This is a genomic window from Halobellus sp. LT62 (assembly GCF_037031285.1).
Lineage (GTDB): Archaea > Halobacteriota > Halobacteria > Halobacteriales > Haloferacaceae > Haloquadratum > Haloquadratum salinisoli.
Genome location: NZ_JAYEZO010000001.1, coordinates 1,924,743 through 1,950,425, shown reverse-complemented (window position 1 = coordinate 1,950,425; position 25,683 = coordinate 1,924,743). Strand labels below are relative to the sequence as shown.

Genomic DNA, 25,683 nt, shown 5'->3' with positions numbered 1-25,683 from the left:
GGAACACGGACTCGCCGCCACCCACTCATACCACATACCCCACACTCCCCCGAGAAACATCCCCACCAGAGAGCCCACGAGACAGCGCGTCTCGTGGGCTCTTTTCATTTCGAAACGCACGCGGTGATCATCAAACCCCGCCCGACCGAACAGACACGCGCATTTTCCCACGAGCACGACACCCACCACGAGAAGACGATCAACTCGCCCGAGGAAATCAGGTCTCACAACGCGCGCGAACCGATCACCGCCCGTAGCGGCGGAGTCGACGTGGTCGACACCGCCAACTGCGCGCTTTCCACCAACTAATTGATTGTTAACCCGATTAAATCGAGTTAATTGGAAAGAAGACGGGCTGAGCGAGTTCCCGGTTTATGGGATAGTCCCTGTAACGAGCGGTCGCAATGACCCGCACCACAGCAGTCACGATCGCACTCGTGGTCGCACTCGTCGGGCTGGCAGCGTTCCCGATGGGCGCGAGCGCGGCGACGGACCTCTCGGTCGACGTTACCCAACAGGCCGAGACGGGCGAGGCGGTCGTGACGGTCACAGCCAACGATAGCGCAGTTGAGAACGCGACGGTGAACGTGTCGTCTGCGTCGGCGTACAACGGTACCGGCACGTACGAGACCGACGCGAACGGAACGGTCACGTTACCGAACCCGAACGAGACAGTCACCGTCGACGTGACGGCAACCGCTAACGACACGAACGCGACGCAGCAGGTCGAGCTCGTCCCCTACGAGGAATCTCTCGACGTCGAGGTGGCGCAGGATTCCGATGGAACGGCGACCGCGACCGTCACGCAGTACGGTGAACCGGTCGAGAACGCCTCCATCGAAGCCGACGGCGAGTCGAACTACTCGGCGAGCGCGACGACCGACGAGAACGGAACCGCGACGCTCGAACAGCCGGAAGACACGCAGAACGTCACCGTGACGGCGTCTGCTGACGACCTCACGGCGGAGACGACGACGCAACTCGAGGGCTCCGCACAGCTCGAAGTCACGGCTGAACAGCGCGAGGACGGCGTCTTCGTGACGGTCACGCACGGCTCCGATGCGGTAGAGAATGCGACCGTCGACGTCGAGGCCGACGGCGACTACGCGGGCACGGGGACCTACGAGACCGACGCCGACGGCGAGGTCGCCCTGCCGCTCCCGCAGGAGAACGTCACGATCGACGTGACCGCGACAGCCGACAACGAGACGGCGACGACGACGACTGACCTGACAGTCGCGTTCGTCGAGGAGGAGGGCGTCTTCGGTCAGACCGTCTCGCGGTTCGTCGCCGCCCTGCAGTCGGCCGGGTTCGACGGCCCGCCGGGGCTTGTGATTTCGGACTTCGTGACGGGAAACAACCCGGGTAACGCCGCGGACGCGCCCGGACTCGCTGACGACGAGAACGAGACCGACGGAAACGAAACCGGAGAGGCACCCGGCCGCTCCGGTGACGCGCCCGGGCAGTCCGGCGACGCTCCCGGCCGATCGGACAACGCTTCGGGCCAATCTGACGATGCGGACGACGGCGACCGCGAGCGCGGACCGGGCTCTGCCTCGGCGAACGGTAACGCTCCCGACGACCGTGACCGCGGTCCCGACGCGCGAGACGATGATGACGAGGCTGACGACGACGGCGACGGAAACGGTGGATCCAACGGCGCGCCGGGTAACTCCGACAACGCGCCCGGTCGAAACTGACGATCCGACACGCGATTGACGCGGCGGACCGTCCTGACCGTTCGTCGGATCGACGCTCGATTTTCAATTCGCTCGGACGATCCAAAGGGCCGATAGACGTGCGTCTGCTGTCGTTTCGGTCTCCGGACCGGTCGGCGTGGTTCTATTTGATGAGACGGTGGATCTGCCAACTGAGACAGCGGAGCGTGAGATGTGCGGGAAGCGCCGTCACTCGCCCGAGCGGTCACCGCGTCGGTAGCGATCGAGCTCCGCGGGCGTCAGTCCGCACTGTGCGGCCACGGTATCGGGGTCGGCGTCGAATCGCCGGAGCGCGGCGAACGCGCCCGTCGCGACGAATTCGATCCACTGGTCACCGCTCCCCGGGGACCACGCGTCGGCGTCGAGTTCGGGTTCGTCGCGTCCGCCGGCCAACGCCCGAACTGCGATGGTGCTTACGAGCGACGCACACAGCGGATCGACGGGACGGTCGTGATTAGTAGAGCCCGTCCGGTCGAGCCGTTCCAGCGCGCCCGCGAGCGCGAAGTACCGTCGGGCGTCGCGCTCGTCGACCAGCGCTCGTTCGAGCGCTGCGTCGACGACGGCGTCGAGCGCGTCGGTCACGACTCGTCTGCGTCCCCTCCGCCGGGCACCTCGAGGGTGGCGTCGACGACGGTCCCGTCCGGCCGGAGCGTGACGCGACCGAGCGTGACCGTCTCGCCGACGTCGGCCGCGCCGGAGACCGCGCGGAGCGTCGTTTCCCGGTCGAGCCGTTCCCACACCGCTCGCTCGAGGTGGCCTTGGAACGCCTCGGGATCGGTCCACCCGGAGTCGATGTCCGAGGGCACGTGGACGACGAACTGGAACTCGGCTTCGGTGACGTGGATCCCCACGCCGAACGTGTCGCCCGCCGGGTCGTCTTCGGTCATACCCTCACGTGTGAGGCGGCGACAAAATATCCTATCGATGTGCGAGCTGCCGGCACACGTCGATGGGGTGTCGTGTCATCAAGTATCGATGGTGTGCCGTGTCATCGCATCACGACGAGGGGCTAGATAGGACGGTTTTTGAGCCGCGAGAAACTTCTGAGAGCAATGAGTTACAAGATCGGACTCGTCGGCAAGCCCTCCGTCGGCAAGTCCTCTTTCTTCAACGCGGCGACGATGAACGACGTGCCCGAGGGCGCGTACCCGTTCACGACCATCGATCCCTCCGTCGGCGAGGCGTACGTCCGCGTCGAGTGCGCAGCGCCGGAGTTCGACGAGACGTGCACGCCGTCGGTCGGCTTCTGCGACGACGGGACCCGGTTCGTCCCGGTGAAACTCGTCGACGTCGCGGGGCTCATCCCCGGCGCGCACGAGGGCAAGGGCCTCGGCAATCAGTTCCTCACCGACCTCAACGAGGCCGACGTGCTCGTCCACGTCGTCGACTTCTCCGGCGAGACCGACATCGAAGGCGAGCCGACGGAGGGCCACGACCCACGCGACGACATCGACTTCCTCGAGAACGAGCTCGATATGTGGTATCTCGATATCTTAGAGAAGGGTCTCGAACGGTACCGCTCGGGTTACCACGGCGAGGAGGCGAACATCGAAGAGGACCTCGCCGAACAGATGTCCGCGTTCAAGACGAACAAAGATGAGATCAAGCAGATTCTGCTCGCCACCGACGCGGGCCTCGACCCCGACGAGTGGGACGAAGAGACGAAAGAGCGCGTCGCCCGCGAGATCCGAAAGCGGACCAAGCCGATCCTGATCGCGGCGAACAAGATGGACACGCCCGCGGCCCAAGAGAACTACGAGTCGGTGACGACTGACCCCGACTACGAACACCTCGCGTTCGTCCCCACGAGCGCGCACGCGGAGAAAGCGCTCAAGCAGGCGGACGAGGCGGGCGTCGTCGACTATCAACCCGGCGCGTCCGAGTTCGAGATCGTCGGCGACCCCTCCGAGGAGCAGGCCGCGGGGCTCGAACAGATCCGCGAGTACGTCGCGGGGTTCGACGGCACAGGTGTCCAAGACGTGCTCGAATCCGCCCTCTTCGACGTGATGGGCGCGATCGCGGTCTTCCCGGGCAGCGCGAACGGTCGCGCCGACTCCCAAGGCGTCTTTCGCGACTGCTTCGTCCTCCCGGAGGAGTCGACGACCGAGGACTTCGCCTACCACCTTCATTCCGATATCGGCGACGGGCTCCTCCACGGGATCGACTGCCGCTCGAACCGACAGGTCGGGTCCGATCACGAACTCGGCCACCGCGACGTCGTCGAGATCGTCACGACCAACTAGGCTTCTCCGCTCCGCCCGATGATTCCGAGGCGCACGTCCGCGACGCTGCCGGAGAGGTAGGTACTTCAGCGGAGCGCACGCACCCGAGGATATGATCGACGACGCTCCGATCGGCGCGTTCCTCGACGACGTCGCCTCCGAGCGGGTGACGCCGGCCGGCGGCACCGTGGTCGCCGTCTCCGGTGCAATGGGCGCGGCGCTCTGTGAGATGGCCTGTATCCATACGATCGCCGCGCGGAGTACCGAGGACGACCCCGATTCCGACGAACCCGAAATCGACGACTTCGAGGCGATCCGCGCCGATCTCGCCGGCCAGCGTCGGCGGCTGCTCGCGCTCGCCGAACAGGACGCGACGCTCGTCGACGAGTTGTTCGGCGGCGGTTCCAGCGGCTCACCGAGCGGTTCCGCGAGCGTTTCCGCCGATCGGCTCTCGAAACGCGCCGCGGGGATCCCGCTGGCAACCGCGGAGGCCTCCTTGGCGGTTCTCGAAGCCGCTGCAGTCGTGGGAAACCACGGCCGAATCGGTGTCGCAGCCGACGCGAAGGCGGGCGCGTACCTCGCCGACGCCGCGCTTCGGGCGTCGCTGGCGACGGTCCGGACGAACATCGAGGCGCTGGAAGACACCTCCTACGCGGCGAAACTCGAAGAGCGGGGCGCACAGATCGCTGCGACCGCGGCGGACGTCCGGCGCGACGTACTGTCGGAACCCTTTGACGGGATGGACGACTGATAGCCGTTCGTCACAGCCCGGAAACGGCGAGCGGTTCGATCGCGTTCTGGATGAGAATCTGACACGACAGTAATTACTAAGGCGATTCCGTGTGGTGGTCGTGACGATGGATGAATCGATCCGGGTTCTGTACGTCGAATCGGATCCGCAGTTTCGGGAGCTGACGGCCGATTCTCTAACGAACGCCAACGACGCTATCGACGTCCGCTCCCGGGCCCACCCGGACGACGCCGTCCCCGCGATTCGGGACCGCGACGTCGACTGCGTGATCACGGATTACGAATTCGACGGTGCGACCGGTTTGGACCTCCTCGATGTCGCTCGCGAGGAGTCGCCGAATCTCCCGGTCATTCTGTTTACCGGCACCGGCTCCGAGGAGGTTGCCAGCCGCGCGATCTCGGCGGGCATCACCGACTACTTCCAGAAGACGGGGAGACAGAAGCAGTACGCACTGCTCGCGAACCGCGTCGAGAACGCCGTCGAATCGAGCCGACGGGAACGCGAACGCCGCCGGAACCAGCGTCAGTTCGAGGCGATCTTCGAGGATCCGAAGCTGCTCGTGGGCCTGCTCGAAACAGACGGGACGGTCAGAGACGTCAACCGGACGGCGACCAAGTACGTCCCGGCGAGTCGCGAGGACGTCGTCGGCGAGCCGTTCTGGGAGACGCCGTGGTGGACGGACGAACTCCGAGAGGAGGTCAAAGGGTGGGTCGAGGCGGCCGCCTCGGGTCAGTACGTCGGTTACGAGACGACGCATCCGAACCCCGGTGGAAGAGAGATCACCGTCGAGGGGAACTTCCGGCCTGTCACCGACGGCGAAGGCGATGTGACGGCGATCGTGGTGTCGGCCCGAGACGTCACCGAGCGTCGCGCCCGAGAGCGAGAGCTAAAACGGCAGTACGAGCGCCTCGACGACTTCGCGAGCTTCGTCTCACACGACTTTCAGAGCCCGATTTCGACTGCCCGCGGTCGGTTGGAACTGGCCCGCGAGACGGGCGCGGACGAACACGTCGAACGCGCGGTCGACGCCGTCGAGCGCATCGATCGGCTCAGGACGGATCTCGCAGAGACGCTGCGCAGCGGCGAGATCGTCTCCGATCCGACCGACGTCGCCACCGAGGACGTGTTAGCTGACGCGTGGGTGGCCGTGGACCCACCGGCGGCGGCCTCCGTCTCCGTGCGGGAGTCGCCGGAGCTGCGCGCGGACCGCGACGGGCTCCAGCGGCTCTTAGAGAACTTCGTTCGGAACTCGATCGAGCACGGGCCCGCCGACGTTGAGATACTCGTCGGCTCCCTCGACAACGGGTTCTATTACGAGGATTCCGGCCCGGGTATCGGTCCGGAGCATCGAGACCGCGTGTTCTCGCCCGGGTTCTCGACGAAGCGAGAGGAGAACGGGACAGGGATGGGACTGGCGGGAGTGCGTCAGATCGTCCTCGCGCACAGGTGGACGCTCGATATCGAAGACGCACAGACGCTCAGCGGCGTTCGCTTTGAGATTCACACGGAGTGAGCGCGACGGCGGCGACTGTACCGAGTCGGTGACGCCGAGAGGGATACGGTTCGCTGGGGGACAGCGAATCTGACGTCGGGGCTAGTGTTGCGGTTCTCTCCACGCTAAAATCGTCCGTCCCGCGTCGGCTTCAGCGGTCGACCGGCGTTTTCACGACCGTAACCGGCATCTCCGCCAGCCGGAGCACTCGGTCGGTCGTGCTGCCGAGCAGGCTCCGGTACTCGTCGGGGCGGCGTCGCGTCCCGAGAATCACGATATCGACATCGGTCTCGCGGGCGCATTCGACGATTTCTTCCGGTGGTTGTCCGTGCGTGAGATGCCCTTCGACGTCGACGCCGCGTGCGTCCGCTCGCCGGACGACGGCGGAGACCGCCTCTTCGCCCACCTCTTCGAGCCCGTGCTCTGGGCCCTCGTGGCCGTCGACGTACTCGTCGCCGCTGTAGGCGTCGTAGACGTCGCTGTCGACGACGTACAGGACGTGCAACGTGGCGTCGTGGTGGGCGGCGAGATCGAGCGCGTGGTCGGTCGCGCGTTCGGACGCCTTCCCGCCGCCGGTCGCGAGTAGGATGCTCTCGAGCATAGCTACGTGTATGCGGTCTGAGAGTAAAAGTGTCGGCGGGTGGTCTGAGAAAGAGACCAGTGGGTGTTCGAGAGAAAAACATCGATGGACGTCTCGAGACACGAGTGTCGGTACCCCTCCCTCGTTCGTGCCTCCCTCTCTAAACAAAGATGAAATTTATAAATTAAATATATATGTTATATATCTCTATATCATTCTATACTTGAATTTACATCACTTTCAAAGACCACACTGATATATAATTAAACTATATTGGAGTTTCTTTAGTAGTGTTATTCACCCCGGCAGACGCTCCTCGTGCGTCCCTGTCGGCTCGAAACGCCATCGCGTCGGAAGGAAGGCTTTTGTACGATGGATGCTGTAACCACATCGTGTTACGTGGTGCCAAAAGCGGTCCGGGCGATTCGACCGCGTCATCCGCTCAGCGCCCACAGACCCCGGGACAGTATCGATGGTCTCTCCGGGTCGGAATTTCGGTACGCCACAGTGCGCGACACGTTGCGGTGACATATGATGATTCCAATGAGCACGAACGACAGCGAGGACGGCGACGGGACGAGCGTATATCGGAACAGTCAATGGACAGCCAATGAGGTGATCCAGTGATGGACGGACGAGTGACCATCTCCGAACTGGAGAAAGTGTACGGCGAGGGTGCCGAACGGACGAAGGCCATCGAAGATCTGTCTTTCGACGTCGAGGGCGGCGAGTTCGTCAGCGTCGTCGGTCCGAGCGGCTGCGGGAAGAGTACCCTGTTGTATCTCATCGCGGGCTTTTTGGATTCCACCTCCGGAACGATTGCCGTCGACGACGACGTCGTCAACGGTCCCGGGACGGACCGGGGCGTGGTGTTCCAAGACTACGCGCTGTTCCCGTGGCGAACCGTCTTCGAGAACGTCACCTACGGTCTCGAAGAGGACGGCGTCCCCAAGGAGGAAAGACAGAGCATCGCACAGAAATACATCGACCTCGTCGACCTCGACGGATTCGAGGACAAGTATCCCAAGGAGCTCTCCGGCGGGATGAAACAGCGCGTGGGCATCGCGCGCACGCTCGCGTACGAACCAAAAATCCTCCTGATGGACGAGCCCTTCGGTGCGCTGGATCAGCCGCTGCGCGAGGCGCTGCAGGACCAGCTGCGCGACATCTGGAACGACCTCGGCAAGACGATCGTGTTCATCACCCACGACGTCGAGGAAGCGGTCTATCTCTCCGAGCGGGTCCTGATTATGACGCGGCACCCCGGAACGAAGAAGACGGTCACCGAAGTCGGTCTCGACCGTTCGGGGACGCGAGAAGACATCGTCACCTCCGATGAGTTCGCCCAGTACAAAAACTCCGTCTGGCGGTCCCTCCACGAGGAAACGCAAACTGAGGTGACATTGTAGCCGTGCCATACGAGACGTCGCAACGCATCGAGACGCTCCCCGCCCCCGTGCAGGGCATCGTCAAGACGATTTTAGATTGGTTCCCGCTCGGGATCGTCGTCGTACTGTGGGAGCTCGTCAGCGGCACTGTCGTCGCCGAGTCGATTCTCCCCCCGCCGACGACCGTTTCGAGTCTCCTCGTCGAGCTCGTCGTCACCGGTGAGGTGTTCTCGCATCTGTTCATCTCGCTGTTTCGGATCGGGGTGGGACTCGGACTGAGTATCCTCATCGGCGTACTCCTCGGTATCGGGATGGCCCGCTCGGATCCAGTCGAGGATTTCTTCGATATCTTCCTGTCGATGACGTACCCGATTCCGAAGACCGCGCTCGTCCCGCTCGCGATCCTGTGGTTGGGTGTCGGCACGGAGACGGCGATCCTGATCGTCTTCCTCGCGTGTCTGCTGCCGATCGTTCTGAACGCGTACAACGCCGCCAACGACGTCAACCAGAGCCTCGTCTGGGCGGCACAAATGATGGGCACCGACGAGCGCTCGATGCTGTATAAAGTCGTGTTTCCGGCGACGATCCCCGAAATTATGACTGGGGTTCGACAGGCCGTTCCGATCGCGTTCGTCGCGCTCGTGAGCGCCGAACTCATCGCGTCGAACCGAGGAATGGGGTATCTGATCCTTACCTCCGGACAGATCGGCAACTACCCGCGGATGTTCGCGAACATCGTCATCATCTCGGCGGTCGCGTTCGTGGCCGTCCGTGGCTTCGAAGAGGTTCGTAACAGGGTGTTAGTATGGACGTAACTTCCGAAGCACAGGGCGGATTCGACCTGTCGCGACTCGTCGAGCTTGGAAAGTCGATCTACTCGCTGGTGATCGTCTTGGTGATCTGGGAGCTCGTCGGCCAACTCGAGCTCATCCACTACTACTTCCTCCCGCCGCTCTCGGATATCATCCTCCGGTTCATCGAACTGACGCTGTCGGGTGATATGCTGTACAACGCGTACCTGACTCTCTATCGGGCGCTCGTCGGACTCGCGATCGCGACGGTCTTCGGGGTGCTCGTGGGCGTGTTGTCGGCGCGGAACGATCTCGTCGACTGGTTCTTCGATCCGATCATCAAGATCGGGTACCCGGTCCCGATCATCTCGCTGATCCCCGTGTTTATGTTGTGGTTCGGAATCGGCGACATCTCGAAGATCATTATGGTCGCAGTGGGAACGTTCTGGCCCGTCGCCGTCAACGCCCGTGACAGCACCCAACAGGTCCAGCAGAACCTCGTCTGGGCGGCGCAGATGATGGGCACGAGCGACCGGCGACTGCTCCGGCGGGTGGTGTTCCCGGCGGCACTTCCCGGGATCATCACCGGGTTCCAGATCGCGATGCCGCTGTCGCTCATCATCACGTTCGTCTTCGAGATGGTTGCCGGCGGTGGCGGACTCGGGGCCCTCGAAATTCAGGGCGTCCGTTCCTTCCAGTCCACACAGACCTACGCGGCGATCATCGCCGTGATGTTCATCGGCATCGGACTCGACCGCGGACTCCGATTAATCCGGAGTCGCCTCCTTCACTGGACCTGAGTTCGACTGCCGAAGGCGTTCTCGGGTCGTTCACTTCCGCTATCGCGTATCTCTTCTTTCCACTCGTTTTCGCCCGCGTCGAAGTCGGTCTCTACCGTTCACTCCGTCGGTGAGCGGCGCGCTTCGCTGGCGTTGCTATACTGTTTAGTTAGGAGTGAAATCAGCGTGACCGGTACAGAGAAGACCGTGGAAGCCCCCTTCCATTCCCGATGGACGCGTCGCGTCCATCGACGTCCCGCTCGTTTCACTCGTGGGACTCCCACCCGCCAGCGGCTTTTCGGCCGCAATCGCTTACCTAATCACGACCCTAGCGTTGGCACAAAAACCTAAATGGATGTACATCAAACGGCTCTGTGTATGCCAACCACTCCCAGCTACGGTTGTCCGCACCGCGACCACCCTCCGGAGGCCATATCCCTTCCGCACGGCAGTATGGCGGGGGTGAGACGATGATCGACGCCGCCGAAGAGCGGGTCATCGACTGTGACTGGCACTATCAAGACTCGTTCACGGAAGTCGCGGAGTATATGCCCGAACCGTGGAACACGAAGTACAAGAACAGCAACTGGGACGACGCGGGCGTCAAACAGAACCTCAGTTCCTTTTTCCCGACATCGACGGGCGACAGGCAAAACTACGGGAAGGTCCTCCGAGAGCACTCGAACTACCCGGACGCCCCCGAAGAGCCCGAGCGCGTCGGCGAGGGTATGGACTTCCTCGACATCGATGTCTCCCTCCAGATTTCGCATCTCATCCTCGCGATGGGCGGCGTCAACGCGGACGACGAACGCGTTCAAGCGTTCACCCACGCCTACATCGAATATATGCTCGAGGAGGTGCTCGATCCCGACGAGGGCATCTACGGCCTCGCGCCGATTCCGTACGGCGACATCGACGCTTCCCTCGAAGTGCTCGAACGGGTGGAGGACGAGGAGACGTTCGTGGGCGCGTGTTTCGTCACGGCGGGGGCGAGTCCGCCGTTGGGTAATAGAAAATACGACCCGATCTACGAGCGCTGCGAGCAGATGGACTTCCCCGTCGTCTACCACACGGGCGGGTCCGGCCTCGACGAGTACGTCCGCGCGGGCTATCAGGAGATGATCGAGACCCACACACTGGGATTCTTAGAGTCGAATATGTCGCAGATCGTCAGCGTCGCCTGTCAGGGCGTCCCCGAGAAGTACCCCGACCTCGACATCGTCTTTATGGAATCGGGCGTCACCTACATTCCCGGCCTCGTCAGCCGTCTCGACGAGGAGTATCTCAAACGGCCCGAGGAGGCACCGCTGCTCGACACGCGTCCGAGCGAGTACATCACCGACTTCTACTTCGGTACGCAACCGCTCGAAATTTCGGCGCGCAACGACCTCTTGGAACTCTGCTTCGATATGATCGGCACGGACCGGCTGCTGTACGCGTCTGACTATCCGCACTGGGACTTCGACAGCCCCTCGGTCATCAACGACCTCCCGATGCTCGACAACGACGATCGGCGCGCGATTCTCTCCGGCAACGCCGAGGAAGTGTTCGGCCTCTAGCCGAGGACACGCCGCTCCTCGCCGTCGATAACTGCGAAAGAATCCGAACCGACCGAAAACCGCGCGGAGCCGTTAGTTCTCGGGGATGTAGTCGTTGGTCGCGTATTCGGTGACGTCGAAGCTCTCCTCGACGAAGCCGAGATTGACCATCTCGTCCATCGTGAACTGCAGGCGGTCCATATCGATCGTGAGGTCCTGCCGGTAGTAGTCGTTGTTCGTCAGGAAGAAGCCGTCGACGAGCGGTTCGGGGAGCTCGAAGTACTCGGCGGCCAGCGAGACGACTTCGCTTCGGTTGTCGTACGCGTAGTTGACCATCTCGCGGAAGTCCTCTCCCCACGCGGCGATGGCGTCGCCCTTCTCGTCGAGGGAGTTGTTGGAAGCGACCGTGTACGCGAACGGGTACGCCTGCTCCCACGTGTCTTGGGAGGTGTAGACCTCGGTGAAGCCCTCTCCGCGCGCTGAGACGGCGAAGATCGCGGGGAACACGCCGGCGTCGATCCGGCCGTCGTTGATCGCCTCGACGAACGTCGGGAACGGCAGTTCGACGATCTCGGCGTCGTTTTCGGGATCGAGTCCCTCCTGCTGGAACTTCTTGACGATCAACGCGTGCACGCCGGTCCCCTGCGCGTTCACGCCGATGGTCGCGCCTTCGAGGTCCGCGGGTTCGGTGATGTCCGAATCCGAACCCGAGAAGATCGTGATCCCGTACCAGTCGGGATGGGCGTCCCAGAAGTCAGTGGCGATCATCGAGATGTTGCCGGGAACCGCCTCCTGACGAACAGCGGACGCGTAGCTCACAGTCGAGAGCAGGGCCATATCGGCGTTGCCCGCGGCCATCTTGTTCAGCGAGTCCGGCGTGCTCTGGTCTCGGGTGACGTTGAGTTCGTACTCGGAGCCGAGGTTCGTGAGTTCGCTCTGGATGTCCTCGATGGCGAACAGCGACGCGATGTTTTCGATGGGGACCGTGAACGCGAGGTTGAGCTCGGGCGTCCCACCGGTGACGTTCGAGAGCGCCGAACATCCGGCGAGACCCGACATCCCGAGGGTTCCGATCGCTGCGCTAGACTTCAAAAACGACCGACGCGACGAGTTGTCGAATGGCATCGTAGAGAGAGATAGATTCGATCTAAATAAATGTTTGTGAATGTATCTCAGTACAGCTACGCGGAAAGCGGGGCACAGATGATGTACGGAAAACGGGAGAACGATTCGAAGAGTCGACGTCAGAGTAATCAGACGTTACCGGAGAAGAGGGCCGAACAAAACGAGATAGAAGCGATTCACGAGCGATACCAAGTCGACGCGGTTAGTAGGTGACGCGCGCTTTCGACTCGATCTGGCCGATCCACTGTCGGTCTTCGAGGTCCCCCTCCTGCCATTCGATCGTCTCCCACTCGGGATCGAAGACGAGGTACCCACCCGCGTTGAACTCGATACGGTGCCCGCTGACTGGGTCGCGCACGTAGAGGAACTTCCCGCGGGAGATGGAGTGCTGGCCGATCCCGTCGGTCGGGATCCCGTGTTCGTTCATCGCGTCGTGGGCGTCGAAGAGGTCGTCGGCGGTGTCCACTTTGTACGCGATGTGGTGCAGCGCCGGGTCGTTGCCCGCTCCCTCGTCCTCGATGACCGCGGCCTCGATCTTGTTACCGTTGGCGCTGAGGAACGTCCCCCACCGCGACCCGTCGGCGCGGTCGTACTGTTCCTGGACGCGGAAGTTGAGCGCCTGCTTGAGCCACTCGCGGAAGTCGTTGGCCTCGGGGTCCCACAGTTGAACGTGATCGATCCGCCGTGGCGCGATCGGGTTCGTCGTCGTGCGCGAGTACGTCTTGTTCTTGAGCTTCGAGCGCCGCTCCGCGGGCGGATCGGGTTTCTCCATCTCGTAGTAGAACTCGAACTCGTGGCCGGTGGGCGTCGTAAAGCGGAACGCCTCCCCCTGCCCGAGTTCCTCGTCGGCATCGATCCACGTCACGTCGATACCCTGTTCGTCGAGGACCGTCTCGAATTCGCCGAGGTACTCCGGCTTTCGGGTCTGCCAACCGACGTGATCGACGCCGGCCTTGTCGGCCTCGCTCAGGACGATCGAGTGGTGATCGAACTCGTCGACGGCGCGGAGATACGACGTGTCGCCGTCCCGTTCGACCTCTTCGAACCCGACGGCGTCACAGAAGAACTCCAGCGATCCGTCGAGGTCGGGCGTTTCGAGCGCTACGTGACCGAGACGCGCGAGCTCTGGGGTCATTGTGATCGAATGACGTTCGGCGATGATAATAATTCATTCGTCTGCGGCCGTTCGTGAGATCCGAATCCGGACCGCCTGATCGACGCTCGAGAGTTACCGCAGCGACTCGATCGCATCGAGACGGTCGGACAGCACGGACTTGACGGACGCGAGGTCCCCACCGATTCGGATGATCTGGTGGCCGTCGTCGACGGCCGATTCGATGGCGTCGGGGTCGGTCTTGATGACGCCCGTGGGCACGTCGGCCGCGTGACACGCCTCGGTGATCTCTTCGATCTGTGCGACGACCTCGGGATGCGTCTTGTCCCCCGGGTGACCCATCTGCACGGAGAGGTCGGAGGGGCCGATGAACACGAAGCCGAGCTCGGGGACCGAGAGGATCTCATCCAGCTCTTCGACCGCGGTCGTCTTCTCGATCATCACGCCGAGACAGACCTCCCGGTCTTCGGTCTCGATGTAGTCGTCGGAGCCGAGCCCCCACGTCCGAGAGCGGCCGCTCGCCATTCCGCGTTCGCCCGGCTCGCCGTCGTAGACGAATCGCGTCGCCTTCACGGCCTCGCGAACCTCCTCGGCGTCGTCGACGCGCGGGATGAAGAGGTTTCTGACGCCGGCGTCGAGCACTTTCCGAAGCAGCGAGGGGTCGCCGCTCGGCAGGCGGACGAAAAGCTCCGTGCCGCCGACTTCCGCCGCACGGGTCAACTCCTCGAAGACGCTGCTGTCCCACGGGCTGGGGCCCATATGCTCGAAGTCCAGCCAGACGAAGTCGATTCCGAGTTCACCGTAGATCTCGATCACCGTCGGCGAGAACGTCGAAGACCGCGCGCCGAAGACGGCGTCACCGCTCTCGATGGCTCGCCGGAAACTGTTGTGTTGCTCCATTGTGGGATCGACTGCGATAGCGAGGGGGTTATACGTTCCGATCCACCCGACGCCAGCGGTACGCGGGCCGCCGGCTACCGATCGAGACGCCGAAGAAAGTGGGACAGACGCGGCGTCCGCACCGCAGATTGTGGGGGCGTTATTCGTCGTCCTGAACGATCTGGAAGCGGCGGCCGTCGGGGTCGCGGAAGTTGGTGATCGTGCGGCCGGTCTTATCGACGTGGTACGGGCCGACGATGGCGTCGACTTCCTGCGCTTCGAGTTCCTCGGTGATCTCCTCGATGTTGTCGACACCGAAGGCGATGTGGTTGATTCCGGGGACTTCCTCGCCTTCGACGGTGTGGATCTCGAACAGCGGGCCGTCGCCGTCGGCGGGGGAGAGCTCGAAGGACTGGCCGTGGTGCTCCGTCTCTCGGTGCTCCTCGTAGCCGAGCTTCTTCAGGAAGTCGGCCATCTCTTCGGCGTCGCTCGCTTCGATCTCGATGTGGTCGATCTCACCGATCATACCTCGAAGGAGCCGAGCAACGGTAGTAAGTATTCCGATATTGGAACCCGAGAGGGCGGAGCCGACGCCCGATATTCGATAGACGCCGGCCGCCCGTGCAACGAAGACTGTTCCTACATCTCGTCGGGCAGCAACTGCGATCGGAGCGTGGCGCGGTCCAGTTTCTCGGTGGCCGTCCGCGGGAACGCCTCGTCGACGAAGTGGTACTCGCGCGGGCGCTCGAACCGTGCCACGTTTTCGCTGTCGAGACACCACGCTTCGAGTTCGTCGGGGCCGACGTCGGCGTCCGTCCGGCGGACCACTGCGGCGACCTTCTCACCGTACTCATCATCCGGAAGCCCGACGACCGCCGCCTGTTCGACGGCAGCGTGCTCCATCAGGCGCTCCTCGATCGGCGTCGGGAATACCTTGATCCCCTTCGATTTGATCATAAAGTCGGTCCGCCCCTCGACGTAGAGGTAACCCTCCTCGTCCTTGTAGCCGAGGTCGCCGGAGTACCACCAGCCGTCCTCGAAGGCGCTCTCGGTCTTCTCGGTGTCGTTCCACGCCCACGCGGCGCAGTCGGGACCGTTGATGATGATCTCGCCCGTCTCGCCCGTGGGCTTGACCGCGTCGGGGCGACCGCCGGGCTCGACGACGCGGACCCGCGTCCCGGGGATGGGCTTGCCGACGCTGCCGGTCCGGCCCTCGGTGAGTTCCTCGGCGCTGATCTCCGTGCCGAGGACTTCGGTCGCCGCGTAGCTGTTGAAGACGTTCTCACAGACGTTCTCACGGATCTCCGCGAGCGTGCGTTCGTCGAGGTACTCGCCGCTCGTGACGACTCGGTTCAGCGAACTGAGGTCGTACTCCGAGAGCGAATCGAGTCGGAGGATCTCCTGCCACATCGTCGGAATCAGATCCGCGGTCGTCAGGTCCTTCTCGTCGATCAGCCGGACGTACGCCTCGGCGTCCCACTCCGAGAGGAAGTACGTCGCCGCGCTCGACGACAGCGCGGGCAGGAACAGCATCAACCACGCCGCGAACGACGGCGTGAACACGTGCGCCTGTGCAGCGTTTCGATCGAGCGCCAAGAGCTTCTCGAGGTGCAGCGCCTTGTGACAGAGTGCACGGTGGGTGAAGCACCAGCCCTTCGGCCGCCCGGTCGTCCCCGACGTCCAGAGGATGGCGGCGATGTCGTCTTCACGGACGCGGATGTCGGGTTCGACGGCGGCGTGGGAGTCGATGAACGGCTCGTGGGACTGTTCGTAGTCGGTTTGCTCGCTCCCGATCGTGATGACCGCATCGAGATCTGTCGTGATTTGCTCGTAGAGATCGTCCTCGACGAATTCGGAGAACTCCTCGTCGATCACGAGCACGCGCGGGCGGATCGCGTCGATGCAGTAGCGGATCGTCTCCGCCGACGCGCGGGTGTGCAGGTTGGATACGAGACATCCGGCCTTCATCGCGCCGTTGTACAGCACGGTGTGCGCGATCGAGCAGTCACAGAGGAACGCCACCCGGTCACCCTGCGCGCAGTGTTCTCGGAACCCGTTCGCGGCGCGGAGACTTCGCTCCTCGAACGTCGACCACGTGACCTCTCTGCCGGTAGCCGCCTCGCCGTAGGCGATCCGATCGGGGTTGTTGGTCGCCGCGATCTCCGAGAGTTCGGGCAGCGACGGCAGTCCGTTGGTGGATGTCGTGTGCATCGTGCGTTCAGAGGTCGACGTAGTTTCTGAACATCCGGTCGTCCTCGACCTCGATGTCGAACAGCCGCACGGCGTTGCCGCCGAGGATCAGGTTCAGGTCCTCCTGCGGGAGGTCTCGATCCATCGCGAACTTCTGGAGCTGCCGGAGGCTCGGGCCCCAGAAGTCGACTTGGTGCGCCGGGAGACCGCGGTCTGCGACCTGATCCCAGTAGTACGGCGGCTCCTCGTTCGGCTGGCTGATCTGCGGCATCGACGCCCCCCAGTCGGTCCCCCAGAGCAGCTGATCGACGGCGATGTTGGGGTCGTTCAGGGGCTTTTTCAGCAGGTCGGCCCAGTAGAGACCGATCTCGAGGTAGACGTCGTCGAAGGAGGCGGCCACCTGACAGCACTGGTCGACGTGGTGCTCGCGCCACGTCGCCTGCATCCCGCCGTGATCGAAGATGATCGGCACCTCCGGATATTCTGCCTTCATCTGGCTCGCGAGCGTCGGATCGCTCCAGTCCGGGAAGTAATCGAAGATACCCAACCCCGTCGCATAGCCCGAAACGTATCCCGTGTGCCAGCGAATCGGTACGCCGTGCTTGTCGGCGACGTCGAAGAACTCCCGCAGTTCGTCCTTCCGGTCGGCCCAGTCCATCGGCTCGTCGGTCGTGGGATCGTACGGCATCCCCTCGCCGATCATCCGGAAGCCGTCCTTTTCGAGCCACTCGTCGACCTCGGCGGCGGCGGCCTCGGCCGTCCACTCTTCCTCGCCGCGCTGGGCGGCTTTCATCGTCTGCACCGGGTAGGCGGCGGCGACGAATTTCTCGGGGTGTTCCGCCATCATCTCCGCGTGCATCTCGTTGGTGAACCCGAAGGTTCCCGGCAGCAGCACGCACATATCGACGCCGTAGGTGTCCATATCGCGAAGGACGCGATCGGAGTTGTCGTAGATGATGACCTCGTCGTCTTCGGTCGCCTCGTCGCCGGGGACGGCGGTGATCATCTTCTTGGCGAGTTCGCCGTAGTCGGCCTCGCCGTCGAGTTGGATCCGAGCGGCGTGCCGCTGCGCGTGGCAATGCGTCTCAACTAGGAATCGGCCCAGCTTCATACCTCACTATTCCGCTATCTTTTAATAAATGTATGTGTGGCTCCGATCGCTGTAATGCGACCGCCGAACGCGTCGCGGATCGTCGCCGTGTTTCGGTCGAACGGAGACACACGTCGACCGGTCGTACGGGTGAACAGGTACAGCAATCCGTACGAGTGCGTATCCGATCCCCAAGCGTGCGATCGGCTGAGTAATCAGTTGCAAATCCTACGATAGCAGAGCATCGCCGTACGTCTACGGCGTCACCGCGAGGCTCGCAGAGCGAACCTCGCGACCTTTTTTGCTCCAGATTTTTTGCGGGGGTTCGAGGCCGCGCGCAGCGCGGCCGAGGACTCCCGATAAAAAAGGTGGGTTAGAGGCTGCAGCGCGCGTCCGGAATGACGTCCGGGTACTCTGCGAGGACTTCGACCTCGGGGACGTCGCCATCGCCGGCGACGCGGCGGCCACCGAAGAAGTTGAGCGCCGCTTGGTGGTCTTCCTCGCGGAACTGGATCGGACCGAAGACGGAGTCCCACTCCAGCCCCTCGAGCCCCGAGATGATGTCGTCGGTTGCCGTCGAACCGCTGTCCTCGATCACCGTCGCGAGCGCCCGCATCAGCTCGAACGACGCCCCCGCCGTCGAGTTCGGCAGCAGCGAGCTGTCGAGTTCGTTGTAGAGGCTCTGGAACTCGTTGTTGACCTCGGTGTCGAGTCCGGGGTTGTAGAAGTGCGTCCCGTACCAGCCGTCGACGGTGACCTCGTCGGCCATCGTCGAAGCGGCGAACTGGCCGATCGGCTTTCCGGAGTTGAACATCATCACTTTCTCCTCGGGCAGCCCGAAGGAGTTGGCCTGCGGGATCAGCTGTGCGGCCGCACCCCACGTGAGGACGCCGGTGACAACGTCGGCCTCGCTGTTGGAGATCTCGGAGATGTACGACGACCAGTCGGTCTCCCCGAGCGGGACCAGCGTGCTGCCGGTGACCTCGCCACCGACTTCGCTCATTGCCTCTTCGACCAGTTCGAGACCGTTCTGACCGAGCGCGTAGTCCTGAGAGACGTAGTGGACTCGCGAGGGGTCGATGTCCCGGTCGATGTGGTCGGGGAGCTCCTGAATGAACTGCGTCCCCGTCGGCGCGAGGTGGCGGTTGCTGGGCCAGATGAAGAACCCGTACTCGTTACAGTTTTCGGGGTTTTCGCGGGCTTCAACCGACGAAGCCGTCGTCATCAGGTGCGGAACCTGCCCCTGCTCTTTGATGTACTGCATCACCGAAATCGAGTTCCCACTGCTCACCGGACCGATGATAGCGTCGACGTCCTCGTCTTCGACGAGCGTTCGTGCCGCCGAGATCGACCCTTCCGGAGTGGATTCGCCGTCCTCGACGATGAGCTCGAACTCTTCGTCGAGAATCGTACCGTCGAGGTACTCTTGACCGACTTCCAGTCCGCGTCGATTTTCTTCGCCAGTTCTCGCGAACGGGCCACTCAGAGCCATCACAGCTCCGATTTTGACTGAATCTGATCCACCGCCACCGAGGCCGCCTATACATCCGGCGGTCGATGTTATTCCAGCGAGACCGGCTGCTTTAACGAATGTTCTTCTTCGAACCATTGTATCCCTATCCATCGTGTTACCAGTAATCATAATAAAATTTCGGGTTGTTTCCCGGCGAATTTAGCAGGTTCGTGCGCTGTGAGCCCGCTGTGTTGGCGACGACCGAACCAGTCCGTTTGGAACCGAAACGACGGCTCGGCGAGTTACTCTTCGCCGCGGATGAGTCCCATCAGTCCGTCCGGGAGAGCGAAGACGAACACGACGAAGAGGATGCCGAGAAGCAGTCTGTACCCCTCCAGCCAGACGCTCTGGAGGAGTTCCTGCATAAACACGAGACCGATGGCTGCGGCGAACGGACCGAGGAGCGTTCCCGTGCCGCCAACGATGATCCAGATGATCACGTCGCCGGTCAGCGCGAAGGAGATCAGCGACGGCGAGGCGATGCCGACGGAGCCGACGTAGACCGCCCCGGCGAGCGCTGAGATCGCGGCGGAGACGAGCCACGCGATCATCAGCTCTCGGTTCGTATCGTAGCCGAGATACCGCATCCGGAGTTCGTTCTGCCGCGTCGCGTGTAGGACATCGCCGTAATCGCTCTTGATCAGGACGTACAGCCCGAACCCGAAGACAGCGACGGTGAGCAGCGTGAAGTAGTAGTACGGGAGACTGCCGCCGAGGTCGATCCCGAGAACCTCCGGCGGACCGAAGAAGCCGAGACCGTCGGAGCCGCCGGTCACAGACGTCGTGACGAACGTGAAGTCGTACGCGATCGCCCCGAAAGCGAGGGTGAACAACACGAAGTAGACGTCGCCGATTCGGCGCTTGATCGGGACGTACCCGACGATGAACGCCAAGATGAGCGCGAGGACGATCGCGACCGGGAAGCCGAGCCAGAACGATTGTCCGTAGTCGACGACGACCTTGGCGACCGAGTAGGCACCCAGCCCGAAGAACGCCGCCGGAGCGAGTGTGAGCAGTCCGGCGTAGCCGAGCACGATGTCGACGGAGATGGCGAACAGGCCGAAGATGAGCGCCTCGGTGGCGAGATCGGACTGGCTGGGAGCCAGAATCGGAACGGCGAGCAGTAGTAACGCACCGACGGCGAACAGGGGCCGTCGGGTCGTTCCCTGAGCGAGCTCGCGGACGTTGGTCAGGGTATCGCTCATTCGTGCACCTCCGGCTTCCCGAAGAACCCGCGCGGCTGATACAGGATGAACACCATCGCCGCCGCGAAGATAAGGATGCGGACGTACGTCGGAGCCGTCAGCAACCACCCGAAGGCGATGATCTGCCCGACGATCATACTCACGACGAACGACCCTTTGAAACTCCCCATCCCGCCGACGATGATTACGAGGAACGCCATCGTGATGTAATCGAGTCCGATGGTGGGATACATCGACGTGATCGGCGCGGTGAGCGCCCCGGCGAGCGCCGCAAGGGCCGTCCCGAGGACGAAGGTGAGCGTGTAAATCCGTGCGGTGTCGACGCCGAGGATCTCGGCGGTCGGCTGTCCGTTCGCGGTCGCGTGGATTTCGAGCCCCAAGCGCGTTCTCGTCAGCAACAACCCGATCCCGAGTGCGACGACCGCGCCGACGAGAATGACGAACAACCGATACGACGGGTAGGTGACTCCGAGGACTTGGATCGATTCCGAGAGTGGAGACTGAATCGTGTAGGACCGGCTCCCGAAGTACACGGCGAGCGCCTCTTCGATAACCAACCCGAGTCCGAACGTCCCGAGGAACCCGAGCAACGGCTCGTCGTAGAGCCAGTAGAGGACCTTACGCTCGAGGACGAACCCCAAGACTGTCACGAGAACCACAGAGATCACGAGTCCGAGCCAGAAGTTCCCCGTCGCTTGGATCACGATGTAGGTGCCGTATCCACCTAACGCCAGCATCGCTCCGTGTGCGAAGTTGATGAGGCCGATCAGTCCGAAGATGAGAGAGAGTCCGCTAGCGACCAGAAAGATGATCATCCCACGACTGAGCCCATTCAGTGCGTAGGTAATAAAATTATCTGCGGTTATGAGAGGTATTTCGTACATTTTTCCTCACGATAAATTAACGTACGAACGGAGGCAGTCGGGCCCTCGGCGACTGTGCAAGTGAATGTTCGTCATAGATGGCACGTTGGAAACGATATCCCACATCATATTATATTTTTTGTTAAAAGAGCGGGCAAGTGGCCGTGCGAGAACGGGCGAGAGCGCGGCGAAACAACGGGAATTCGTGAGGATGAACGATACCGAAATTCACAGTCCGAGAGCCGAACAGTTTCACAGGAAAGTCACGGTAGCTGCCCCGAGGTAATTTACAAGAGCATTCGATCTCGAAGGGCGGCGCGCGTCAGAAAGGACAGTTTTCAGACAGTGAGGTACTTGTCTTGGAGTTTCTCGTCTCTGAGGAACGCCGAATCGCCCTCTTCGACGATCTGGCCGGTCTGGATCATATAGCCGCGGTCGATGAGCGGCAACATCCGATTGATGTTCTGCTCGGCGATCAGCACCGCCCGGTCGCCGGCGATGAGCGATTCGAGGATCTCGACGACGTCGTCGATGATCGTGGGAGCCAGCCCCTCCGTCGGCTCATCGAGGATGAGGAGATCCGGATCAGTGACCAGTGCACGTCCGATAGCGAGCATCTGCTGTTCGCCGCCGCTCAGCGTTCCACCGCGTTGTTCCTGTCGCTCGCCGAGTCGCTCGAACTGTGAGAAGACGTTCTGCATCCGTTCTTCTCTGTCGGAGTCCGACACCGACGACGACATCGCCAGTTCGAGGTTTTCACGGACCGACAGGGCGGGGTAGATCTCTCGTTCCTCGGGGACGTACGCGATGCCTCCTTGGATGATCTCGTGAGTCGACCACTCAGAGACGTCCTGACCGCGGTAGGTGATGGTTCCGGTCTTGCGGTCGATCCGGTTGACGAGGCTGTTGAGAAGCGTCGTCTTCCCCATCCCGTTCCGGCCGAAGACGCCGACGACGTCGTTCGATCCGAGTTCGATCGAGACGTCGAAAAGCACTTGGCTGTCGCCGTAAAATGAGTTGAGGTTCTCGACGGAGAGCAGTTCACTCACCGAGATACACCTCCTTGACCTGCTCGTTCTCGACGACGTTTTCGGGCGTATCGGTCGTGAGAACGGCCCCGTTGTGTAACACCGTGATGCGGTCGGAGATCGCGCGCACCAAGTCGATGTCGTGTTCGACGATCAAGACCGTGTACTCGCCTCGGAGTTCCTCGAGGATCTCGCGGACCTCGTTCGTCTCCGACTCGTTCAGCCCCGCCGCGGGCTCGTCGAACAAGATGACCTTCGAGTCCATCGCGAGGACGAGGGCGATGTCGAGGAACCGCTTTTGTCCGTGCGGGAGGTTTTTCGCGACCGTGTCGAGTTCGTCTCCGAGGTGCGCTCTCTCGGCTACTGCTTCGATCTCGTCGGTGTAATCAGCGTCGCGATCGAGCACGCTGCGAACGGTGTTCGTCGGCTCGCGAACGGCCAAGTGCAGGTGCTTTCTGACCGTCATCTCGGGGAAGTACTGGACGACTTGGAACGAGCGACCGATCCCCTGCCGGGCGATCGACGACGGGGACTTCCCCACGAGGTCCGTCCCGTCGAACCGGATCGTTCCGCTCGTCGGCGTCAACTCGCCGGTGATGAGGTTGACCGTCGTCGTCTTCCCGGCACCGTTCGGTCCGATCAGACCGTGGATCTCTCCCTCGCGGAGTTCGAGATCCACGTCGTCGACGGCGACGACCGAATCGAACCGCTTCGTGAGTCCCTCGACAGAAAGCATTACGCGCGTTCCCCCGTCCGGTAGAGAGACAGTTCGACGTCCAAACCCGCGATATTCGGGGTATGAGAGACGTTTGTTGCCATTTCTGTGATCTTGCCCGATTGTTACCGGCTATCAATATAATCCTTTTGTCTCCCCGAAGAGCGGTGCAGCGAAGGAGAGAAAGTAGGGAGAAACGAGTGCGGAACGGACCGCGAGAATCGACCGCGAAAACGTCTCAGACCCCCAGAATTTCACGTCAAGCGAACTACCAGCGAACGGGACAAACGTCCGCGGTTACAGTCGTCCCGTCCGCCACTCTTCGGTGTCGGAGACTTGGTTGAAGGTGTAGATGTGGAGGCCGCGGATGCCGTATTCCTCGGCGTGCGGCGCGAGCCCGTCGACGAGGTCGTCGGGCCGGTAGCGACCGCGCGAGCCGATGAACTGCTTGACGAAGCCCACAATTCCGGTCGTCTTCTTGAGGAAGCGGACGGAGTCGCCGACGCCGACCTTCTGGGAGATGCTCAGGAGCTTCTCGTATTTCATCACGCCCGGGATGCCGACCTCGATGGGGAGATCGACACCGCGGTCGCGGACCTCGTCGATCCACTCGAGGATCGTGTCGGGATCGTAGCACAGTTGCGTGGCGATGTACGTCGCGTACGGGGCCTTCTTCTTCATCGCCTCCGCGAGCGTCTCCTCGTCGATGAACTCGTGGCCCTCGGGGTAGCCGGTAATGCCGATTTCGTCGAACTCGTACGCTAAGTCGTCGAGCGCGACGAGCATGTCGTACGCCGACGTGAACTCGCCGATGGGCTCCTCGCGGTCGCCGCCCGGCACGAAGATGTCCGAGATACCGACCGCGGTGAGTCGCTCGCAGATGTCCGCGAGGTGCTCGGAGTCGCGGACGTACCGCGCGGAAACGTGCGGAACGACCTCGTAACCCTGCTCGGCGGCTCGCTCGGCCGCGTCGATCGTCGCTTCGAGTTCTAACTGCGGCGAGGCGGTGATCGTGATCGTCGCACCGTCAGGGAGGTGTTTGATCTCGTCGTCGAAGCTGTCGAACGGCATCAGCTCGAAGCGCGGCGACGCGAGGAGTTCAGACGCCGTTGACGCATACTGATTAGTTGTCATTGGTGACGTTCGCGTGTCGAGGGTGATAAAGTTTGTCTTGCATCCGTACCGAGCGGTCCGGGCTCGGGCGTCGTCGGAGGCGGCCCGAGCGGGACACCGCAACCGTGCTCACCGATTGGATCACCGCAGCCGCGCTCACCGATTGTCGGTCGTGTACGGAACGGGCGCGACGGTCGTCGAGATCGACGCCGGCGCGTGTCGTTCGACCGCGGGGTTCCGACGGTTCTCAGGCTCGCCCCAACGGAGCGTGAGTTCGGTTCCGGGGTCGGCGTAGTCGGTTTCGACGACGGCCAGCGAGATCATCGCCCGCTCGTTGTACGTGTAGGCCGCCCACGTCGACAGCCCGACGGTCTCCTCGCCGTCGAGGACCGCGTCGTAGTGCGACGCCGACCGCCACGGCACGGGGAAGTCGATGAACTTTCCGGGTTCCCCGTCGGCAAAGAGCGAGGCGAAGACGTCGACGGCGTCGCCGTCGTCCCATTCGAGCGTCACGAGCGTCCGCGCGGGATCGGCCGCCTCAGCTTCCAGCGCGGCCTTGCCGACGAAGTCGTGATCGAAGTCGATCAGCCGCTCGTAGCCGAGCTCGACGGGCGTCACGTAGTAGTCAGTGACGTCGTCGGAGTCGAAGCTCCCCGCGATCGAGTAGTGCGCTTCGAGGCTGTGCGCGCTGAGCCACTCGCGGTACTCGGCCATCACATCGCTCTCGTAGACGGCCGGAAGCGGCATCCCGACCCATCCGGAGACGACCGCGGAACTCCCGTAGCTTCTCGCGCCCAGCTGCCGGATTCCGCGCGCCTCGCCCGCATCGAGAATCCGCGATCTGATCGCGTCCGCGTCCTCCCACGGCCCCCAGAACTCGAATCCGGCCTCGCCAGACATCCCGTGTCGAAGCAGCGTCACCTCGCGGCCGTCGATCATCACGTCGTCGAAGTGGAAGAATCCGAGATCGGGAAGCGGTCCGTCGGTGACCTCTTCCATCACCGCGAGCGCTTCGGGCCCCTGCACCTGATAGCGGTAGTTCGCCGGCGGACCGTCGCGGACGCCGGAGGTCTCGTCGCGCCGCGTCGTCACGTCGTATCCGCCCGTCTCGGCGTGGAATTGGACCCAGTTCGGGCCCTGTGGCGGGCCGACCAGTGCGAACTCCTCGCTGTCGAGATACAGGAGGATCCCGTCGCCGATGAAGTCGCCGTCGGGGTTCGCGAGGACGAGTTGTTTCGCCGTTCCCGGTTCGAAGCCCTCGAACCCGTTGACCGCGAGGTCGGAGAACAGTTCGAGCGCGTCGGGACCGTCCACCCAGAAGTCGACCATATGGTGCGACTGGTCGGCGAACGAGACCGTCTCGGCCCACGCGCGCTGCTCTTCGATCCAATGGGTGTGCTCGTCGGGAACGTTCGGGAATCCGACCCAACCGCCGCGACTGCGCAACAGATCGACGACAGATTCTGTCGATTGAACGACGTCTTCGAGGCTCGACTCGGACATACTGTTGATGAATCGGTTCGAGCGGAAGGTCATAACTGTTGCTCACGACCGGTGCACTTCGACTCGTCAACGGAACAGGTGTCGAC

Annotated in this window: 25 protein-coding genes; 9 read left to right on the top strand and 16 right to left on the bottom strand. The window is 62.7% G+C overall.

The genetic code is table 11. The annotated features are described in order from the left end of the window. On the top strand, window positions 1-309 hold a 309-nt coding region (locus U5919_RS09305), incomplete at its 5' end, for a hypothetical protein (protein ID WP_336023831.1). A 95-nt stretch (window positions 310-404) separates the two neighbouring features. Further along, window positions 405-1,700, top strand: a complete 1,296-nt coding sequence (locus U5919_RS09300; RefSeq protein WP_336023830.1) for a hypothetical protein — start codon at window positions 405-407, stop codon at window positions 1,698-1,700. A 207-nt stretch (window positions 1,701-1,907) separates the two neighbouring features. Here U5919_RS09300 and U5919_RS09295 read toward each other — a convergent pair whose 3' ends face one another. After that, window positions 1,908-2,300 (bottom strand): hypothetical protein, encoded by a 393-nt coding sequence (locus U5919_RS09295; RefSeq protein ID WP_336023829.1) that lies wholly within the window; start codon window positions 2,298-2,300, stop codon window positions 1,908-1,910. Continuing rightward, on the bottom strand, window positions 2,297-2,605 hold the full coding sequence (locus U5919_RS09290; RefSeq protein WP_336023828.1) for a DUF8124 family protein: 309 nt from the start codon (window positions 2,603-2,605) through the stop codon (window positions 2,297-2,299). Before U5919_RS09290 ends, U5919_RS09295 begins: the two co-directional genes overlap by 4 nt. 165 nt (window positions 2,606-2,770) lie before the next feature. On the opposite strand from U5919_RS09290, the gene U5919_RS09285 reads away from it, so the two are divergent. From U5919_RS09285 to U5919_RS09275, 3 genes are all read left to right on the top strand, one after another. Continuing rightward, on the top strand, window positions 2,771-3,961 hold the full coding sequence (locus tag U5919_RS09285; RefSeq protein ID WP_336023827.1) for a redox-regulated ATPase YchF: 1,191 nt from the start codon (window positions 2,771-2,773) through the stop codon (window positions 3,959-3,961). A 91-nt stretch (window positions 3,962-4,052) separates the two neighbouring features. Further along, window positions 4,053-4,691, top strand: coding sequence for a cyclodeaminase/cyclohydrolase family protein (locus U5919_RS09280; protein ID WP_336023826.1), 639 nt, complete (start codon window positions 4,053-4,055; stop codon window positions 4,689-4,691). A 106-nt stretch (window positions 4,692-4,797) separates the two neighbouring features. Then, window positions 4,798-6,204, top strand: coding sequence for a response regulator (locus U5919_RS09275; RefSeq protein ID WP_336023825.1), 1,407 nt, complete (start codon window positions 4,798-4,800; stop codon window positions 6,202-6,204). A 130-nt stretch (window positions 6,205-6,334) separates the two neighbouring features. Here the strand turns inward: U5919_RS09275 and U5919_RS09270 are convergent, their stop codons facing one another. After that, window positions 6,335-6,784, bottom strand: a complete 450-nt coding sequence (locus U5919_RS09270) for a universal stress protein (protein ID WP_336023824.1) — start codon at window positions 6,782-6,784, stop codon at window positions 6,335-6,337. A gap of 605 nt (window positions 6,785-7,389) precedes the next feature. Here U5919_RS09270 and U5919_RS09265 point away from each other — a divergent pair. From U5919_RS09265 to U5919_RS09250, 4 genes are all read left to right on the top strand, one after another. Next, window positions 7,390-8,172, top strand: coding sequence for an ABC transporter ATP-binding protein (locus U5919_RS09265; protein ID WP_336023823.1), 783 nt, complete (start codon window positions 7,390-7,392; stop codon window positions 8,170-8,172). Window positions 8,173-8,174: 2 nt separating this feature from the next. Continuing rightward, window positions 8,175-8,966 (top strand): ABC transporter permease, encoded by a 792-nt coding sequence (locus U5919_RS09260; protein ID WP_336023822.1) that lies wholly within the window; start codon window positions 8,175-8,177, stop codon window positions 8,964-8,966. Further along, window positions 8,957-9,742: an ABC transporter permease gene (locus U5919_RS09255; RefSeq protein ID WP_336023821.1), complete on the top strand. Its 786-nt coding sequence runs from the start codon at window positions 8,957-8,959 to the stop codon at window positions 9,740-9,742. Before U5919_RS09260 ends, U5919_RS09255 begins: the two co-directional genes overlap by 10 nt. 449 nt (window positions 9,743-10,191) lie before the next feature. Beyond that, complete coding sequence (locus tag U5919_RS09250; protein ID WP_336023820.1) at window positions 10,192-11,280, top strand: amidohydrolase family protein; 1,089 nt, start codon at window positions 10,192-10,194, stop codon at window positions 11,278-11,280. A gap of 72 nt (window positions 11,281-11,352) precedes the next feature. Here U5919_RS09250 and U5919_RS09245 read toward each other — a convergent pair whose 3' ends face one another. The 13 genes from U5919_RS09245 to U5919_RS09185 all read right to left on the bottom strand — a co-directional run bounded on the left by U5919_RS09245 (window position 11,353) and on the right by U5919_RS09185 (window position 25,597). Next, window positions 11,353-12,384, bottom strand: a complete 1,032-nt coding sequence (locus U5919_RS09245; protein WP_336023819.1) for an ABC transporter substrate-binding protein — start codon at window positions 12,382-12,384, stop codon at window positions 11,353-11,355. Window positions 12,385-12,586: 202 nt separating this feature from the next. Beyond that, window positions 12,587-13,519, bottom strand: a complete 933-nt coding sequence (locus U5919_RS09240) for a VOC family protein (RefSeq protein WP_336023818.1) — start codon at window positions 13,517-13,519, stop codon at window positions 12,587-12,589. A gap of 93 nt (window positions 13,520-13,612) precedes the next feature. Next, window positions 13,613-14,398, bottom strand: coding sequence for an HpcH/HpaI aldolase family protein (locus tag U5919_RS09235; RefSeq protein WP_336023816.1), 786 nt, complete (start codon window positions 14,396-14,398; stop codon window positions 13,613-13,615). A 139-nt stretch (window positions 14,399-14,537) separates the two neighbouring features. After that, window positions 14,538-14,903: a VOC family protein gene (locus tag U5919_RS09230; RefSeq protein ID WP_336023814.1), complete on the bottom strand. Its 366-nt coding sequence runs from the start codon at window positions 14,901-14,903 to the stop codon at window positions 14,538-14,540. 113 nt (window positions 14,904-15,016) lie between these two features. After that, on the bottom strand, window positions 15,017-16,588 hold the full coding sequence (locus tag U5919_RS09225) for a class I adenylate-forming enzyme family protein (RefSeq protein WP_336023813.1): 1,572 nt from the start codon (window positions 16,586-16,588) through the stop codon (window positions 15,017-15,019). A gap of 7 nt (window positions 16,589-16,595) precedes the next feature. Beyond that, window positions 16,596-17,678, bottom strand: a complete 1,083-nt coding sequence (locus tag U5919_RS09220) for an amidohydrolase family protein (RefSeq protein ID WP_336023812.1) — start codon at window positions 17,676-17,678, stop codon at window positions 16,596-16,598. Between the two features lie 352 nt (window positions 17,679-18,030). Then, a complete protein-coding gene (locus tag U5919_RS09215; protein ID WP_336023811.1) occupies window positions 18,031-19,266 on the bottom strand; it encodes an ABC transporter substrate-binding protein in 1,236 nt (411 codons plus the stop codon). Between the two features lie 146 nt (window positions 19,267-19,412). Then, window positions 19,413-20,375 (bottom strand): branched-chain amino acid ABC transporter permease, encoded by a 963-nt coding sequence (locus U5919_RS09210; RefSeq protein ID WP_336023809.1) that lies wholly within the window; start codon window positions 20,373-20,375, stop codon window positions 19,413-19,415. Then, window positions 20,372-21,259 (bottom strand): branched-chain amino acid ABC transporter permease, encoded by an 888-nt coding sequence (locus tag U5919_RS09205; RefSeq protein WP_336023808.1) that lies wholly within the window; start codon window positions 21,257-21,259, stop codon window positions 20,372-20,374. The genes U5919_RS09210 and U5919_RS09205 overlap by 4 nt, the downstream gene beginning before the upstream one ends. Before the next feature lie 317 nt (window positions 21,260-21,576). Continuing rightward, window positions 21,577-22,287, bottom strand: a complete 711-nt coding sequence (locus U5919_RS09200; RefSeq protein ID WP_336023807.1) for an ABC transporter ATP-binding protein — start codon at window positions 22,285-22,287, stop codon at window positions 21,577-21,579. Next, a complete protein-coding gene (locus U5919_RS09195; protein ID WP_336023805.1) occupies window positions 22,280-23,002 on the bottom strand; it encodes an ABC transporter ATP-binding protein in 723 nt (240 codons plus the stop codon). The genes U5919_RS09200 and U5919_RS09195 overlap by 8 nt, the downstream gene beginning before the upstream one ends. 276 nt (window positions 23,003-23,278) lie before the next feature. After that, a complete protein-coding gene (locus U5919_RS09190; protein WP_336023803.1) occupies window positions 23,279-24,115 on the bottom strand; it encodes a methylenetetrahydrofolate reductase in 837 nt (278 codons plus the stop codon). Between the two features lie 135 nt (window positions 24,116-24,250). Then, window positions 24,251-25,597 carry a hypothetical protein gene (locus U5919_RS09185; protein ID WP_336023802.1) on the bottom strand — a complete coding sequence of 449 codons (1,347 nt, stop codon included), beginning with the start codon at window positions 25,595-25,597 and terminating at the stop codon, window positions 24,251-24,253. Window positions 25,598-25,683: the final 86 nt, after the last annotated feature.